The organism is Actomonas aquatica (genome assembly GCF_019679435.2).
GTDB classification, from domain to species: Bacteria; Verrucomicrobiota; Verrucomicrobiia; order Opitutales; family Opitutaceae; genus Actomonas; species Actomonas aquatica.
Genome location: NZ_CP139781.1, coordinates 2,095,059 through 2,107,973, shown reverse-complemented (window position 1 = coordinate 2,107,973; position 12,915 = coordinate 2,095,059). Strand labels below are relative to the sequence as shown.

The 12,915-nt window shown below is 62.4% G+C and carries 22 protein-coding genes; 15 read left to right on the top strand and 7 right to left on the bottom strand.

All coding sequences use genetic code 11. The annotated features are described in order from the left end of the window. Positions 1–87 precede the first annotated feature (87 nt). The 6 genes from K1X11_RS08220 to K1X11_RS08195 all read right to left on the bottom strand — a co-directional run bounded on the left by K1X11_RS08220 (position 88) and on the right by K1X11_RS08195 (position 3,604). Positions 88–486, bottom strand: a complete 399-nt coding sequence (locus tag K1X11_RS08220) for a hypothetical protein (RefSeq protein ID WP_221029917.1) — start codon at positions 484–486, stop codon at positions 88–90. A gap of 49 nt (positions 487–535) precedes the next feature. Then, on the bottom strand, positions 536–991 hold the full coding sequence (locus K1X11_RS08215) for a hypothetical protein (protein ID WP_221029918.1): 456 nt from the start codon (positions 989–991) through the stop codon (positions 536–538). Between the two features lie 27 nt (positions 992–1,018). After that, on the bottom strand, positions 1,019–1,636 hold the full coding sequence (locus tag K1X11_RS08210; protein WP_221029919.1) for a hypothetical protein: 618 nt from the start codon (positions 1,634–1,636) through the stop codon (positions 1,019–1,021). A gap of 92 nt (positions 1,637–1,728) precedes the next feature. Further along, the gene (locus tag K1X11_RS08205) at positions 1,729–1,869 is read right to left on the bottom strand and encodes a hypothetical protein (protein WP_221029920.1); all 141 of its coding nucleotides are present in this window, start codon (positions 1,867–1,869) and stop codon (positions 1,729–1,731) included. 419 nt (positions 1,870–2,288) lie between these two features. Continuing rightward, on the bottom strand, positions 2,289–3,110 hold the full coding sequence (locus K1X11_RS08200) for a hypothetical protein (protein ID WP_221029921.1): 822 nt from the start codon (positions 3,108–3,110) through the stop codon (positions 2,289–2,291). Then, a complete protein-coding gene (locus K1X11_RS08195; RefSeq protein WP_221029922.1) occupies positions 3,107–3,604 on the bottom strand; it encodes a hypothetical protein in 498 nt (165 codons plus the stop codon). The genes K1X11_RS08200 and K1X11_RS08195 overlap by 4 nt, the downstream gene beginning before the upstream one ends. Before the next feature lie 255 nt (positions 3,605–3,859). On the opposite strand from K1X11_RS08195, the gene K1X11_RS08190 reads away from it, so the two are divergent. Further along, on the top strand, positions 3,860–4,102 hold the full coding sequence (locus tag K1X11_RS08190) for a hypothetical protein (RefSeq protein ID WP_221029923.1): 243 nt from the start codon (positions 3,860–3,862) through the stop codon (positions 4,100–4,102). Positions 4,103–4,106: 4 nt separating this feature from the next. Beyond that, entirely contained in the window at positions 4,107–4,439 is a 333-nt protein-coding gene (locus K1X11_RS08185; protein WP_221029924.1) for a hypothetical protein, read from the top strand. Positions 4,440–4,611: 172 nt separating this feature from the next. Here K1X11_RS08185 and K1X11_RS08180 read toward each other — a convergent pair whose 3' ends face one another. Continuing rightward, positions 4,612–4,872 carry a hypothetical protein gene (locus tag K1X11_RS08180; RefSeq protein ID WP_221029925.1) on the bottom strand — a complete coding sequence of 87 codons (261 nt, stop codon included), beginning with the start codon at positions 4,870–4,872 and terminating at the stop codon, positions 4,612–4,614. A gap of 44 nt (positions 4,873–4,916) precedes the next feature. Between K1X11_RS08180 and K1X11_RS08175 the strand changes: the two genes are divergently transcribed. The 13 genes from K1X11_RS08175 to K1X11_RS08115 all read left to right on the top strand — a co-directional run bounded on the left by K1X11_RS08175 (position 4,917) and on the right by K1X11_RS08115 (position 12,915). Continuing rightward, positions 4,917–5,153 carry a hypothetical protein gene (locus tag K1X11_RS08175; protein WP_221029926.1) on the top strand — a complete coding sequence of 79 codons (237 nt, stop codon included), beginning with the start codon at positions 4,917–4,919 and terminating at the stop codon, positions 5,151–5,153. Beyond that, a complete protein-coding gene (locus tag K1X11_RS08170; protein WP_221029927.1) occupies positions 5,146–5,883 on the top strand; it encodes a hypothetical protein in 738 nt (245 codons plus the stop codon). The genes K1X11_RS08175 and K1X11_RS08170 overlap by 8 nt, the downstream gene beginning before the upstream one ends. 3 nt (positions 5,884–5,886) lie before the next feature. Further along, positions 5,887–7,926 (top strand): hypothetical protein, encoded by a 2,040-nt coding sequence (locus K1X11_RS08165; RefSeq protein WP_221029928.1) that lies wholly within the window; start codon positions 5,887–5,889, stop codon positions 7,924–7,926. An 89-nt stretch (positions 7,927–8,015) separates the two neighbouring features. Beyond that, on the top strand, positions 8,016–9,173 hold the full coding sequence (locus tag K1X11_RS08160; protein ID WP_221029929.1) for an AAA family ATPase: 1,158 nt from the start codon (positions 8,016–8,018) through the stop codon (positions 9,171–9,173). After that, positions 9,170–9,652, top strand: a complete 483-nt coding sequence (locus K1X11_RS08155) for a hypothetical protein (RefSeq protein ID WP_221029930.1) — start codon at positions 9,170–9,172, stop codon at positions 9,650–9,652. Before K1X11_RS08160 ends, K1X11_RS08155 begins: the two co-directional genes overlap by 4 nt. A 71-nt stretch (positions 9,653–9,723) precedes the next feature. Then, entirely contained in the window at positions 9,724–9,861 is a 138-nt protein-coding gene (locus K1X11_RS08150) for a hypothetical protein (protein ID WP_221029931.1), read from the top strand. Continuing rightward, on the top strand, positions 9,858–10,184 hold the full coding sequence (locus K1X11_RS08145) for a hypothetical protein (protein ID WP_221029932.1): 327 nt from the start codon (positions 9,858–9,860) through the stop codon (positions 10,182–10,184). The genes K1X11_RS08150 and K1X11_RS08145 overlap by 4 nt, the downstream gene beginning before the upstream one ends. A 3-nt stretch (positions 10,185–10,187) precedes the next feature. Further along, positions 10,188–10,808: a DUF3164 family protein gene (locus K1X11_RS08140; protein WP_221029933.1), complete on the top strand. Its 621-nt coding sequence runs from the start codon at positions 10,188–10,190 to the stop codon at positions 10,806–10,808. Then, complete coding sequence (locus K1X11_RS08135) at positions 10,805–11,275, top strand: hypothetical protein (protein ID WP_221029934.1); 471 nt, start codon at positions 10,805–10,807, stop codon at positions 11,273–11,275. The genes K1X11_RS08140 and K1X11_RS08135 overlap by 4 nt, the downstream gene beginning before the upstream one ends. Positions 11,276–11,278: 3 nt before the next feature. After that, entirely contained in the window at positions 11,279–11,539 is a 261-nt protein-coding gene (locus K1X11_RS08130; protein ID WP_221029935.1) for a hypothetical protein, read from the top strand. Next, a complete protein-coding gene (locus K1X11_RS08125; protein ID WP_221029936.1) occupies positions 11,536–11,787 on the top strand; it encodes a hypothetical protein in 252 nt (83 codons plus the stop codon). Before K1X11_RS08130 ends, K1X11_RS08125 begins: the two co-directional genes overlap by 4 nt. After that, entirely contained in the window at positions 11,765–12,649 is an 885-nt protein-coding gene (locus K1X11_RS08120; protein WP_221029937.1) for a DUF5131 family protein, read from the top strand. The genes K1X11_RS08125 and K1X11_RS08120 overlap by 23 nt, the downstream gene beginning before the upstream one ends. Then, positions 12,646–12,915 (top strand): hypothetical protein, encoded by a 270-nt coding sequence (locus K1X11_RS08115; RefSeq protein ID WP_221029938.1) that lies wholly within the window; start codon positions 12,646–12,648, stop codon positions 12,913–12,915. The genes K1X11_RS08120 and K1X11_RS08115 overlap by 4 nt, the downstream gene beginning before the upstream one ends.

Below are 12,915 nucleotides of genomic sequence, written 5' to 3'. Positions count from 1 at the left end.
TTGGATCTTCTCCGGGATGAGGAGGGCTTTGATTCGCAGGTAGGCGGCGAGGGCGTGCAGGGCAGCGGTGAGCGCGGCGAGCATGCCTCACGGCGAGGCCGTCGTGGCCGTGCCGCCTCCCGAGAGTTGTTTCTTGGCTTCACGCAGGCCCACACCGGCGGCACCCAGCGCGAGGGCGACCGTGGGGTTGATGTCCGTCTGCATCGTGAAGTGACTCACCAGATCGATGAGCAGGCCGATGACGGGCGCGGCGAGCGGGAGCCACACCTTGGGAATCTTCGGGAGCAACCACCGCACGCCACCAATGATCAGCGGCGTAAGCACCGGAATGAGCGCCTGCTGCCAAGTGAGCGCGAGCGCGGTCTCACCGGCGGCGGTCGCGACCGAGTCGACGGCCTCCTGGGCAAAGAGCATGACGGGAGCAAGGAAGAGCGCGGCGATCAGCCAGGCGATGGGGCCGGAGCGGAATGGGGAGGATCGTTTCATGATGATCGAGGGTTGCGGTTTCGGGTGACGTGAGCGGTCAAGGTGGGGGTCAGCCGGTGCGGCCGAGTTTCTCGTGCGGGATCCGGTTATCGGTGCGGAGCATCAAGACGGGCTCCTTCGTCTTCACGTAGACGCCGGTCTCTTTGAAGTGCTTGGCGGCGACGTTCTCCATCGCCTCGCCGACGGTCGTGGCGGGAAGCAAACGTCCGCGTTTGGTGGCGTTAAAATCGTAGGCAGCGCGGTTGATGCGCTCCTGCGTGGAGGCGGGGCTCTCGCCCTCGGGGATCTGCAGCACCCATCCAGCAAAATCGACGCCCTCCGGCAGCTTGCCCTCTGGATCGGAGATCAGGATGCACCACTGCTTCTTGATGGGCGGCGGCTTCTCTTCGCCGGCTTCGATCTCGAGCACGGCGTTGATCTCGGAGACGACCTGGTTGAGCACCGTGGGGTCGATCTCGTTGCGTTTGAGGATGTCGGCGACTCGGTTTACATCGATCTTAGGCATGGCGTGGCGTGGTTGTAGTGGGGCGTTTCAAACCTGCTCGGCAGGCTTGGGGATAGAGAGGCCGGCCTCGGCGCGTTGGGCGTCGGAGACGGGTTTGCCGGCGGCGATGCGGCGCAGGACGTAGTGGCGGTGCTTCCACGCCTGCAGGCGCTCGGCGAAGTGCTTTCGCAGCGCCAACGAAACGCGGGCCACCTTCATCCCGTGGCGTTGCGCCGCGGTGGTAATGGTGAGGTCGTCATCGGCCTCGAGGGCCTCCATGACCTCCGCATAAAAGGACACCGGCACACGCGCCCCTGCAGCCACGAGGGGACGCACAGACTCGACCGCGGGTGCGGGCTCCTGCTTGGGCATGCTCGCGGCTGCATCATCCCGGTATATGCTCCTGGCTTCAGCACGAGCGGAGCTGTCGCCGCCCGGAAACGCCCGGCCATGATAATCACGTGACGCACGAGCAACGGCGACGTAGGAATCGAGCGGGCAGATCACCACGACGATGCCCTCGCGGGTGCCGAATCGCATGGCCACTTTGCCATCGGCCATGATGACCGATTCCACCGCGCCAGCGTGGATGATTTCGCGGATATCGGTGACCCGCCGGATGGACGGGTTGGAGGATTTGGCTGGCAGTGTATCGGCGGCGCTCATACGAACGCCACGAGACTAACAGGACCTCAGGAGGGGGTCACCCCGTCCATACACACGGTTCACTCCATTCCGGTTTTTGTGCGCGGAATCGTCTAGTCCGCGTCTTTTCGTTCTTCATCGGACTCAGGTCCGCGGGTGAGAAACTCGTTAATCATTCCGAAGAGAATCGCCATACCCGCCAGCCATGCGAGTAGGCCCGCGGGAATCAGGATCCAGAGCGGAATGTCGGGCATGGCTACAGGAGGAGGTAGCTATCCATTGAGCAGCCAAACACAGCCGCCAAAAAAGCTCAGTGCGATCAGGGAACCGGTGACGCCAATAACGGCTTTTACGATCTGGCCAACGTCCCCCTGTCGCGCAGCAATTCCCTGCCAATACCAGCGCCTTCTGGAACCACAATGCGGACAGACATGAGCCGTCGCCGCTACGGCTCCCTTGCAATCCGGGCAATGAGCCAAACTTGGGTCACTTGATTCTTGAGTTGGCGCCTCCGCCGATGCCGGACCAGTGTCCCCATTTACAATCGTGTTTCGATGGCCACACACGCACTGAATCTCTGTTCCAAGGCGGGCGCGTTCGACTTTGATCACCTTGTGACAAACAGAGCATTCTAGCCCGAGGCTGCTCTCCGACTTCGAGAAAACAGTGTAGCTCATCGTCCCTCCCTTCGTCGAAGAAACAATACCCACCCGAGAGCAACGAGCGCGAAGATGGTGGCGAAGGCGCTAGGTTCAGGAACCGCCGTAAGGTTTTCGAGCTGACCAGGAATGAACGCGGGGCCGATACTCATCTGCGCGTTAAACGTCCACGACTGCACTCCCGCTGAAATGCTTCGCCCGTCAACCTCAACCGTCACAAGATCCTGACTGACTCCAAACATGAAGTTATAGGCGCTCTCGAACGTAAGTTGATTCGGCCAATCGGAGGTGTCGAGACGTGCTGGAAAAGCGTAGTAGATCAGGTCATCCATCTGACTATCGAAGCTGCCAGACGTGGTGCCATTGGGGCCAACAACGGAATAGCTTCCTGAGAAAGACCCTTCGACTACGGCACTAGACGTGCTCGGTGAATAGGCATAGGAATTTTGCGCGACGTAGATTCCTCCCGTTCCGGCGACTAGATCAAAGGAGCGCTCTGGCATCGTCACACGAAAAGAAGACACATCGACCTCGGCTGTAATCGTGTAGTCGTCGGTCTGACCGAAGCCGTTGGTAAAGCTGAAAGCGTTTGTCGCACTGAAGGCTGGAAGGGAAAAAACGACCTCGTCGAAACTGATGGTTAACGAGGAGGGATCGACTGTGATTTGGGCTCCAAAATCAAAGGGCTCCAAACTGGGTTGAGAGTAGATCGATGCATCGATCCATGATCCGTCTGGGGAGCTGGCCGAAAACACGGTTGCCTGAGCGAACAGGATTCGCGCGGGGAGCAAAGCGATTGCCAAGATCAGGAATTGGGGCGGCTTGAGCGTGTTCATGTTTGGGGTGGGTTTTTGAGCCAGTGTAAGCGGCGTTCCTCACATCGGGTATGCAGCTCGTCCATGAGCCATCCGAGGCGCTTCGGATCTCCGCCTGTCGCGGCGACCAGCTTCGCGACGTAAGCGTGAATATCTTCTGCGTCTGGAGGGTGTGAGGGGGGTGAAAAATAATCACTGGGTGCAATCACCCGGCCGGGAATCGAGTCACTGACATTCTTCCTCTGTAACGGAGCTTCTACCTGAGTTCTTTCACCTATTTCTAGGGGGGATTCATTTACCATCAGAGTTGAATCGCCCTCAAAAAATGAAGCGGGATCAATTCGGCGGCGTCGCAGCATTTCATCAAGTCGCAACGCCAAGTCCCCAGAGGCTGTTTCGCGCCTCCGAGTGATCTTGGAATACCACTCAGGTGTGATGCTTAGCTCGCCAGCCATCTGGTAACCTTTCAGGCCGAGAGCTTCCTGGGTAGAAGTGAGCCGATCTACCAGGTCCATGGCGGAGAATGTTGAACTCTATTCAATTTAATAGTTGAAGTTGGTTAGGTTCTAGTTTTTGAACCTTCTTCAAGACTTCAATGCGCCGCACGCCTCCAAAGCAAGAACGATTTCAACTTCTCGTCGCCCGAAAGCGCCGGAACCTCCGACTCGTCGACCTAGCCGAGTTGGTCGGGCACGACGTTTCTGTCGTCAGTAAAGCAATCAACCACGGGCGCTACCCACGCGTGCTGTCCAAGATCAGGGAGGTGCTCAATGGATGAGACTGCTCTTCGGGCTGCAGTGCTCCGCGTCACTAAGCTTGCTTATCGTGACCGCGACTTCGATGCGCTCTCTCCCCAGGACCAAGAAGCAATTCTGGTCTGCCTCATCGAATACTCTGCCGGTAACGAGTCCTTGCTTGCAGAGCGCTCGCTCTACCATCGCCGGGAGGCGGCAAAACACCAACTGCAACTCGAAGCCTTGATCAAGGGCATCGGAGGCAAATCGGAGGGATAATCACATGCCTGAGCAACTGGAGTTCACGCGCATCCTTGCCTGCCTCGACTTTCCGGGTCGTCGCGTCGTGACGGTGCATGAAATCGCCGAGGCTCTCGGATTCACCCCCCGCCACGTGGCCGGCTGGATCGAGAGCGGCGATCTGCTCTCGGTAGACGGCAAGGGTAACGGTTCGTCCCGCTCCCGGCATCGCGTGCCCATCGACTCCTACCGCGATTTCATCGTCCGCCGCCTCACCGATCCGGAGCACCGTCGCGAGTTCCTCCTGCAGCTTCCCAAGGGCTCCCTGCGCGCCCTCCGCGCTGAGATCGACGACCTCCTCAAGACCGCCGCGTAACCATTTCCCAACTACAACCTGCCACCGCCGCCTGACACCATGCCATCCGAACACGAGACCCTTCATGTAGCGCTGTTCCAAACGACTCGCGCATCCGCCGCGCTTCGCGAGGCGCGGTTGCACCTCTTCGACCACCTCGACGACGTCGACTTCACCACCCGCCGCACCGCGCTCAATCTCTTGGCAGAGGCGGGAGAGGCGGCGATCCGAGCAGAAGCCTATCTAACGTCTGCCGCAACGAACGCAGGTCTTCGCGCAAGCGCTCTACCTCCGCGACCTGCCCCTGGTGGGAATACACCCGCTCCTCAAGCTTCACAACCTGCTCCTGCAGCACCTTCAGCGTGCCCTCGAGTGTCGCCAGCCGAGAACCGTGATCACGCATCAGCGACTCCAGCTCCGATTCCAGGCGAAGTATCCGATCAGCGTCACTCATCCGGCGAAAACACCACCGTCACACCTTCGGAGCAAGCCTGAGCCATGATCCCTCTGCCGAAACAGACCCCGACGGAACCTGGCTGCGTGGTGCGCAATGCCGGCCTGAGCGCCGATGGCTTCCAGCTCTACCAATGCGTCCTTTGGCAGGACGGGAAGTGCTGGGCGACGCTCGCCCGCTTCTACGGCCCAGCCAGCCCGCCCACGCTCGATGAGTTGCGCTTCTTCTTCGCCGGAGACCCCGCCCGTTGGACCCCTATTGCCCCGATTTCACATGCCTAAACCCATTCTTAAATCCGCCTCTAGACAACCCGCCCTCGAAGTCGAAGTCGTCTCGGACTCTCCGGCGATCACGACCGCCAAGTCCGAGCCCTGGCAACGGGTCCGCCACTACGTCGACCTCGCCGGCCTCCACCTCGCCGCCTCCACCGGCTCCCAGGTCATGGCAGGCATGGAGCTGCTCCAGCTCCACCAATCCTACAAGGGCCGCGGACGCCGCAACGATCTCAACGTCTTTCACGATGAAAGAAGTTGGGGCGCGGCCGTGAAAGAGGAGATCGGCGTCTCCGAGGCCACCGCCTGGCGCTGGATGGAAATGGGCAAGCAGGCCCGCAAGCGCCTCGCCAAAGACAGCACCGACCTCGCCGCGCTGATCGACACCCCGCCCAGCGCCCTCACCACCGACGAACGCGACGCCCTCAAGCGCGCCGTCCACAAGATCACCGATGGGGCGACCCAGACCGAGCTGATGCTGGAGTGGGGCATCACCAAAGCCCCGCAGGGATCAGCCGCCAAGGGCGGTGCGCTCGGCAAGGGGCACAAGGCCCCCGACTCCCAACCCAGCCCCGCCGAGGCCGCTGCCGAAGTCGCCCGCACCAAAACCGAACGGCTGCAAAACCTGCTCGATGAGGCGCTCAAAGATCGCCCGTTCAACGCCGCCCCACAGGCGCAACGCAAGGCCCTCCACGGCCTGCTGGTCGACCTGACAGCCGCCGTAAAGGAGACGCTCTAAGCCATGGTCGCCGACAACGCAGCCCTCACCGTCTCGGCCATGATGGCCGATCCGCGCTATGGCTCCCTCAGCGATGAGGGCAAGGCCTACGTGGAAGCCCGCCTCGATCTCTGCCTGCGCATCGACAGCGCCCGCAATAAGCGCGCCGCGATCCTCGCCGAAACCCGCCGCACCCACGCCGGCGCGGTGCTCAGCGAGGGCACCATCCGGAAGGTCTACTACGACCGCTGGCTCGCCGCCAATCGCGACTGGTTTGAGCTGCGCAACAAGGCCAAGACCCCCACGGTCACCAAGGGCCTCCCCCCCGCCTTCGTCGACCACTGGCACCAGCGCTGCGCCGATTTCCGGGGAAAGCACAAGGCCGCGTGGCGCTCCATCCAACGGGATTGGAAACAACGCATCCTGCCGCCCGGTTTCGAGGACAGCACCTGGTCGCAGGACATGCCCGACGGCATGTCCTACGAGACCCTCATGCGCGGCAAATATCGCCCCGACGCGGTGCAGGATGCGATGGCCCGCCACGGCATCCGTGCCGCCTATGACTTGGTGCCGGGCGTGCTCACGACTCGCGCCGGTCTCGCCTTTGGCAGCCGTTGGGTTTTCGACGACATGTGGCACGACCACAAGGTGATGGTGCCGGGTCAGTCCGGCCTGCGTCGACTACTCCAGTTTCACTGCATCGAGCTGCTCTCCGCCTGCCAAGCCGCCCGCGGCATGAAGCCCGAACTCCTCAACGACCGCTCCGGCAAGTTCGAGCGCCTCAAGGAAAAGGAACTGCTCTTCCTCCTGGTCCACGTGTTGTGCAATCTTGGATACAACGCCGACGCCTGCTGGCTCATGATGGAGCACGGCACGGCGAGCGTCTCCGAGCGGGTGGAGAAACACCTCTTCGACGCCTCTGCTGGTGCCCTCAAGATCATGCGCGGCAGCATCGGCGACGGCGCAGTCGCGCCCGGCCTCTTCGGTGGGCAGTCCCGCGGTAATTTCAAGTTCAAGGCCGCGCTGGAATCCCTCGGCAACCTTGTGCACAACGAGATGAGCGACCGCCGTCTCATGCCCGCGCAGACCGGTAGCAACAGCCGCACCGACGCGGTCGACGACCTCTACGGCCGCGACCGCAACGCCGCCCAACTCGTCAAGGTCGCCGCCACGCTTCCGCCCGCCGTGCGCGAGCAGCTCCGCTTTGGCGCTCCGAGCCTCTGGCAGGCCATCGAGATCGCCGACCGGATCCAGGAGGAGATGAACCAGCGCACCGAGCACGAGCTGGAAGGGTGGAACGCCTGCGGCTTCCTCACCACCGACTGGCGCACGCACAAGGGCGCGCCCTGGCAACCGGCCTCCGAGCTGGCCGCACTCGCCCCGGCGTTGCGCGATGCCCTGCGCCTGGCGATGGAGTCCGACCCCTCGCTCACCAACCCGCGCCGCATGAGCCCCCGCGAGGTCTTCGATCTGCACCGCCCGCAGCTCACCCGCCTGCCGGCTCACTTCGTGCCTCTCATCGTAGGCATGGAGCACGCCACCGAACGCAAGCTCGGGAAGGACGGCCGCTTCCACTTCGACGACATGGAGGTCGGTCCCGACACCCATCACTACGAGGGCCTCTGCTACGCCAGCGATGGCGAGCCTTGCCGCCTCCCGGCGGGTGAAAAGTTCGCGACCTTCGTCAGCACCATCGACCCCACCCGCATGCACCTCTGCGACGCCCGCGGCTCCTACGTGGGCTGGGTGCAACGCACCCTGGTCCCGACTCACGGCGACGCCACGCAGATGGCCCACGCCTACGGCCAGAAGCAGCAAGCCGCTCGCGAGCTCCTCGCCCCCGCGGTCGCTGCCGGTCGCGGCCTCATGCGCCGCGACGCCGAAGCCGCCGAGCACAACGCCGACCTCGTGCGCACCGCTCAGGCCGGTGAGTTCGTCCGCCCAGCCGAGCCCGAGACCGCGGGCGAGAAGCGCAGCCGCCAGAGCACCAACCTCCGCAACAACCGCTCCGATGCCGAGCGCGCCCGCCGCCTGCGCGAACAGCGCGAAAAATCCACGTATTGACCTTCCCCCTACAACCAAGACGGACCGGCCAGCGCGCCAACGCCGACCGGCCCTAGTTCACGAAAAACCAACGACAGCCAATCGTAAACATGACTGCAACTGCACCCACCGCCCCTGCCAAGGGCAACACCGCAATCACCGCCGAACCGCCCGAGGGTCGGCTCACGATCCGTAAGGATCTGAGCCAGTTTGAAGCTCGGATGGTCCAGGCTGGATACCCCGAGGAAGTCTTCGAGGACTGCCTCTTCATCTACCAGGTCAATCAACGTGAGTTCTCCGGCAAGTATCCCCTGCTGGCTCACCTGGTGCGCAGTGAGCTGCGCATCGACCGCTCCGACGCGTTCTTCTACCAGCTGCTCGGCGGGAAGTATTTCCGCCGTCAAAAGGGAACGGGGAAGATCCAAGGGTCGCGCGAAACCGTGAAGGAAATCGCCGACGCCCTGCGCACGTGGGTCGTATTCAACAGCGAGGCCGGCGGCATGGCCTTCGTCGAGACGCCCACGTGGCAATCCGTCGCCGACTACATCGACGCCAAGCGCGAGCCCACCGAGGTCTGCAAGTTTGGCGGGATCGTCGGCAGCACCGGCACCGGGAAGAGCCGCATGACCAAGCGCTACGCTCTGATCAACAACCACGGCAAAACGGTGCACCTCGAGGCACCTTCGCGCGGCTCTCTCTCCAAGTTCCAGGTTAAGCTGGGAAGCTGTTACAGCGTCTCGATCAGCGCACCGGCGCAGGAGCGCAACGTGCGCATCACCGAGTGCGTTCGCGCCGATTCCACCATCATCGTCGACAACATCCAGAAGCTCTACAACAAGCTCCACGGACCCAACCAGCCCGTCCTTAACTATCTCCAGGAGCTGCAGGACGACACCGGCTGCACGATCATCCTGAACTGGACGCCGGTCTTCACCGAGATCTTCCGCGAGGGAGCCGACCAGCGCTACTTCGAACAGTTTGTCGGCCGCTTGGGTGGCCTGGACACGATCATCGAATTGCCGGAGTTCACGCCGCTGGCCGACCTCAAAGCCATCGCCGCAAAGATGGAGATCGCCGGTGGGAAGAACGCGATCGACCTCATGCGCCGGTGGTCGCGCCAACCCGGTCGGCAACGAATCCTCTTCTCGCGCCTGCAGCGCGCCCGCCGCTTCGCCACCGATGAAGGGTGCGACTACATCAAGCTCGCCCACCTCGAGGCAGCAGACTGCATCGCCATCACCCCTAGCGCTGAGGAGGGCGCAGCGTGAAAACCGACAAACTCACCTCGGCCAAACTCGTTGATCTTATCGAGCAAAACCTCGCCGACTTGGCACTACTGACCCTCACCAAAGAGCGCGGATACGCCAACCACGACGAAACCCGCAAGATCATCCAACACGCCCGCAACTGTGTCGCGGACCTCCGCTACACTCACGTGGGGCTGTCCCTCGCTAATCTGTCGTCAATCATCGAACTCATCGCCGCTGAGGTTGCTCGCGCTACGAGGAAGTTTCCGGTCTGGCCGACCGATCCTCTGCACGCCGTTGGCGTCGTTGGTGAAGAGTTCGGCGAGCTTCAAAAGGAGGTGCTTCAGCTCACCTACGAACCACAAAAATCCAGCAAGGAAGCGGTCCGAATCGAGGCGGTGCAGTTGGCCGCTATGTCTATTCGATTTCTTCTCAGTCTCGACCGCTACGAGTATCAACCGCAGCCGCAACACACGCAGAAAGAAGGAGGTGAGTCGTGATTCGCATCCGCCGCATTCGATCCTCCCGCGGCGCTCTTGTCGAAAGTGTCGACTCATTGGTTACCCAACCTATGCCGGCGACAAAGGACGATCTCCTAGAGGAGATTGAACGAAAGCTTCGCCTCACCCGCATCCTCCTTTCGCTCCTCCTGGTCGCCATCGGCTTCGCTGGCGGGATCTGGCTGAGCGCCTACATCACCCGGCCATGAAGACTTTCAGCCAACCCACGCAGTCGGTCTTCGCCGCCGTCGATCGGCGTCTCGCGCAGGGCCGGACCGAGACCGGGCCCACCCGCCTCTCGCCGGTCGTTCCATGCCTCAGCCCCCGCGGTGCAAAGCTCATGGCGATCCAGCATCCCGACCGCCTCGTCCTGTGCATCGAGATCCGCGGCAAGCTCGCGACGGTCGACCTCAGTCACGCCCAAGCAACGACCCTCGGTCACGCTCTCACCGGTGCCGCTCCAGGAATCCGCCCCGAGCACGCCACTTCGCTCACCGTCAAAAAACGCGGCTCCCAGCGCCGCCCCTCCTGAACCATGTCCACCACACCCACCATCCCCGAAGGCTACAAAGCCGACTCCCTCGGCCGTCTCGTTCCCGTTGCCAACATCAAGCCCATCGACCTCGAGCGCGACACCTTGGTCGATTCACTCGTGTCCCAAGCGCGATTCCTAAACGAGCGTCTCCGCGCGTTTCGCATCTCCGCCCACGACGACATCCAAGCCCTCGCCGAACTCAGCGCCGAGAAATACGGTGCCACCCTCGGCGGCAAAAAGGGCAACCTCACGCTCACCAGCTACGACGGCCGCTACAAGGTGATGCGCGCCATCTCCGAGCAGCTCGTTTTCGACGAGCGCCTGCAGGCCGCAAAGAAACTCATCGACGAGTGCATCACCGATTGGGCCGACGGCGCTCGACCCGAACTTCGCACCCTCATCGATGACGCGTTCCAGGTGAACAAGCAGGGTCGCATCGACACCGCCCGCGTGCTCAGCCTCCGCCGCTTGGAGATCGAAGACCCTCGGTGGAAGAGCGCCATGGAGGCCATCAGCGACGCCCTGCAGGTGTCCAACACCCGCAGCTACATCCGCGTCTACGAGCGCGTCGGCAACACCGACCGCTACCAACAAATCAACCTCGACCTCGCCAACGCATGAGCACTCAAGCCCACCACGTCATTGCGGGCGCTGATCTGCGTCGCGCCTTGTATCGTCGCTACCTCCGCACTCCGCTCAAGCCGCCCTTTATGGGCAACAAGACCTATCACTGCGTCACTGTCGAATGGGTCGATCGCGTCTTTGCTCCATACCTCAAGGAGCTGCAGTGGTCGCTCAACAAAGACACCTGGCGCCAACGTGGGAACCAGTGCGAGCACTTCGCCATGCGCACCGTCATGGCCGCGGTCGATTGCCTCGACGTAGCCGCACAGCAGGACGAATCAATCACCGCCGAAAGCATCGCCATCGGCCTGCTTCCTTACACGCAGGACCGGAACGGCTCCGGCCACGCGATCGTCACCTGGTTCATCGGCGGCGAGTTCTCCGAATGGGAACCGCAGACCCAGCGCTGGGTGACCCTTTCGCCGGCCGAGCGCGCTTCCGCCTACACCCCCATCTTTCTCTGAGCCATGCACACGATCAAATCCCCCACGCTCTACGTCCTCAGCGCCTTCGCGATTGCCGCCATGCTCCTGTTTTTCTTGGCCTACGGCTTCGCTTACCTCTTCCGGCATCCCGTGGAGTTCGCCCGCCGTGTTTGGCAGGAAGACCGCCTCATCGTGATCGCGCTGGTGCTGGCGATCGCCGCGACGTGCTTCGGTGGTTGCGCCACCGCCAACACCATCACCATCCCGGCTCCGCCGCCGGTCGAACTGGAGCCCGCGCCGTGACCGCATCCGAGGTCCCGCCCGAGCTCATCCTGGAGATTGCGTCCTGCTTCAAGGCTGGAGGCTTCGCCTTCCGCGCGGGACCGCACGCCACGATCGAATTCAAGTCGCACTGCCGCGACACCCTCAACCAGTGGATCCCCGCCAAGATCATCGGCGACAAGACCCACTTTGCCAGCTCCACCGACCGCGACGAAATCCTCAACGCGCTGCACGCGCTCAACCGCCATGGGACTAAACACCAAGATTGAGTGGACTCACCACACCTTCAACATCGTCTGGGGCTGCGCAAAAGTCTCCGAAGGCTGCGAAAATTGCTACGCCGAGAAGTGGGCCGCGCGCTGCGGTTTCGAATGGGGTCCACGAGCAGCCCGCCGCACCTTCGGCGACAAGCACTGGCGCGAACCGCTCGCTTGGAACCGTGCGGCCGAGAAGGCCGGTCAGCGCCGCCGCGTTTTCTGCTCGTCGATGGCCGACGTCTTCGAAGATCACCCCACCGTCTCAACCGAACGGGCGAAGCTTTTCGCGTTGATCGACGCAACGCCCTGGCTCGACTGGATGCTGCTCACCAAGCGGCCGGAGAACATCGAACACCTCACGGCGTTCGGCTACAGTGACTGGCCGCGCAACGCCTGGCTCGGCTTCACGGCCGAGAACCAGAAGCGATTCGACGAACGCTGGCCCATCGTCGAACACATGGGGCGACTGTTCCGAATCCCGTATCTGTTCTGCTCCGCGGAACCGCTTCTCGGTCCTCTGGATATTTCCGCGGTCGAGTGGAATGCAGGGGGCGAAGATGAGCCGGAGTCGGCTACATTGGATCTGATCATCGTTGGCGGTGAGAGCGGTGGGAATGCCCGTGAGTTCGTGGTCGACCACGCCTATGACATCCGTCTCCAGTGCGATCGCTACGACATTAGCTTCTTCATGAAGCAGCTGGGGGCTCGGCCGGTTACGACCAACGTCAATCTCCTCGACTGGCCCGATGAAACCGAGTGGCTGCCATGGGGTGATCACGCGGCCAGCGCCCGCCCGAACCTCTACGATCGCAAAGGCGGAGACATGTCGGAGTGGCCGGAAGAACTCAAAATCCGGGAGATGCCGAACGAATGAGCAAGATTGCCATCATCACCATCGGATGGAGCAAGTTCGCCCTGCCGCCGAAAGTGGACGCAGCAAAGATACTGCAGGCGCTATCCAGCGCCGAGGCGGTGTCCTCTGTCGGCTACGGACGTAATGTGGTCTGGTTTCCCACGCCAGAGGACGAGCTTTCCCGCGGCGCGCTCACCCTGGAATACGTCGACTCTCGAAAGATGCGCCCTAGCAAGCCGCGCGATCTCGACGACGACGATGGCCAAACTCTCCGATTGAAAGGTTAA

What these genes read in the sequence shown, in the direction of transcription:
- K1X11_RS08220 (WP_221029917.1), bottom strand. Translation starts at nt 486, where the DNA reads ATGAAACGATCCTCCCCATTCCGCTCCGGCCCCATCGCCTGGCTGATC.
- K1X11_RS08215 (WP_221029918.1), bottom strand. Translation starts at nt 991, where the DNA reads ATGCCTAAGATCGATGTAAACCGAGTCGCCGACATCCTCAAACGCAAC.
- K1X11_RS08210 (WP_221029919.1), bottom strand. Translation starts at nt 1,636, where the DNA reads ATGAGCGCCGCCGATACACTGCCAGCCAAATCCTCCAACCCGTCCATC.
- K1X11_RS08205 (WP_221029920.1), bottom strand. Translation starts at nt 1,869, where the DNA reads ATGCCCGACATTCCGCTCTGGATCCTGATTCCCGCGGGCCTACTCGCA.
- K1X11_RS08200 (WP_221029921.1), bottom strand. Translation starts at nt 3,110, where the DNA reads ATGAACACGCTCAAGCCGCCCCAATTCCTGATCTTGGCAATCGCTTTG.
- K1X11_RS08195 (WP_221029922.1), bottom strand. Translation starts at nt 3,604, where the DNA reads ATGGACCTGGTAGATCGGCTCACTTCTACCCAGGAAGCTCTCGGCCTG.
- K1X11_RS08190 (WP_221029923.1), top strand. Translation starts at nt 3,860, where the DNA reads ATGGATGAGACTGCTCTTCGGGCTGCAGTGCTCCGCGTCACTAAGCTT.
- K1X11_RS08185 (WP_221029924.1), top strand. Translation starts at nt 4,107, where the DNA reads ATGCCTGAGCAACTGGAGTTCACGCGCATCCTTGCCTGCCTCGACTTT.
- K1X11_RS08180 (WP_221029925.1), bottom strand. Translation starts at nt 4,872, where the DNA reads ATGAGTGACGCTGATCGGATACTTCGCCTGGAATCGGAGCTGGAGTCG.
- K1X11_RS08175 (WP_221029926.1), top strand. Translation starts at nt 4,917, where the DNA reads ATGATCCCTCTGCCGAAACAGACCCCGACGGAACCTGGCTGCGTGGTG.
- K1X11_RS08170 (WP_221029927.1), top strand. Translation starts at nt 5,146, where the DNA reads ATGCCTAAACCCATTCTTAAATCCGCCTCTAGACAACCCGCCCTCGAA.
- K1X11_RS08165 (WP_221029928.1), top strand. Translation starts at nt 5,887, where the DNA reads ATGGTCGCCGACAACGCAGCCCTCACCGTCTCGGCCATGATGGCCGAT.
- K1X11_RS08160 (WP_221029929.1), top strand. Translation starts at nt 8,016, where the DNA reads ATGACTGCAACTGCACCCACCGCCCCTGCCAAGGGCAACACCGCAATC.
- K1X11_RS08150 (WP_221029931.1), top strand. Translation starts at nt 9,724, where the DNA reads ATGCCGGCGACAAAGGACGATCTCCTAGAGGAGATTGAACGAAAGCTT.
- K1X11_RS08145 (WP_221029932.1), top strand. Translation starts at nt 9,858, where the DNA reads ATGAAGACTTTCAGCCAACCCACGCAGTCGGTCTTCGCCGCCGTCGAT.
- K1X11_RS08140 (WP_221029933.1), top strand. Translation starts at nt 10,188, where the DNA reads ATGTCCACCACACCCACCATCCCCGAAGGCTACAAAGCCGACTCCCTC.
- K1X11_RS08135 (WP_221029934.1), top strand. Translation starts at nt 10,805, where the DNA reads ATGAGCACTCAAGCCCACCACGTCATTGCGGGCGCTGATCTGCGTCGC.
- K1X11_RS08130 (WP_221029935.1), top strand. Translation starts at nt 11,279, where the DNA reads ATGCACACGATCAAATCCCCCACGCTCTACGTCCTCAGCGCCTTCGCG.
- K1X11_RS08120 (WP_221029937.1), top strand. Translation starts at nt 11,765, where the DNA reads ATGGGACTAAACACCAAGATTGAGTGGACTCACCACACCTTCAACATC.
- K1X11_RS08115 (WP_221029938.1), top strand. Translation starts at nt 12,646, where the DNA reads ATGAGCAAGATTGCCATCATCACCATCGGATGGAGCAAGTTCGCCCTG.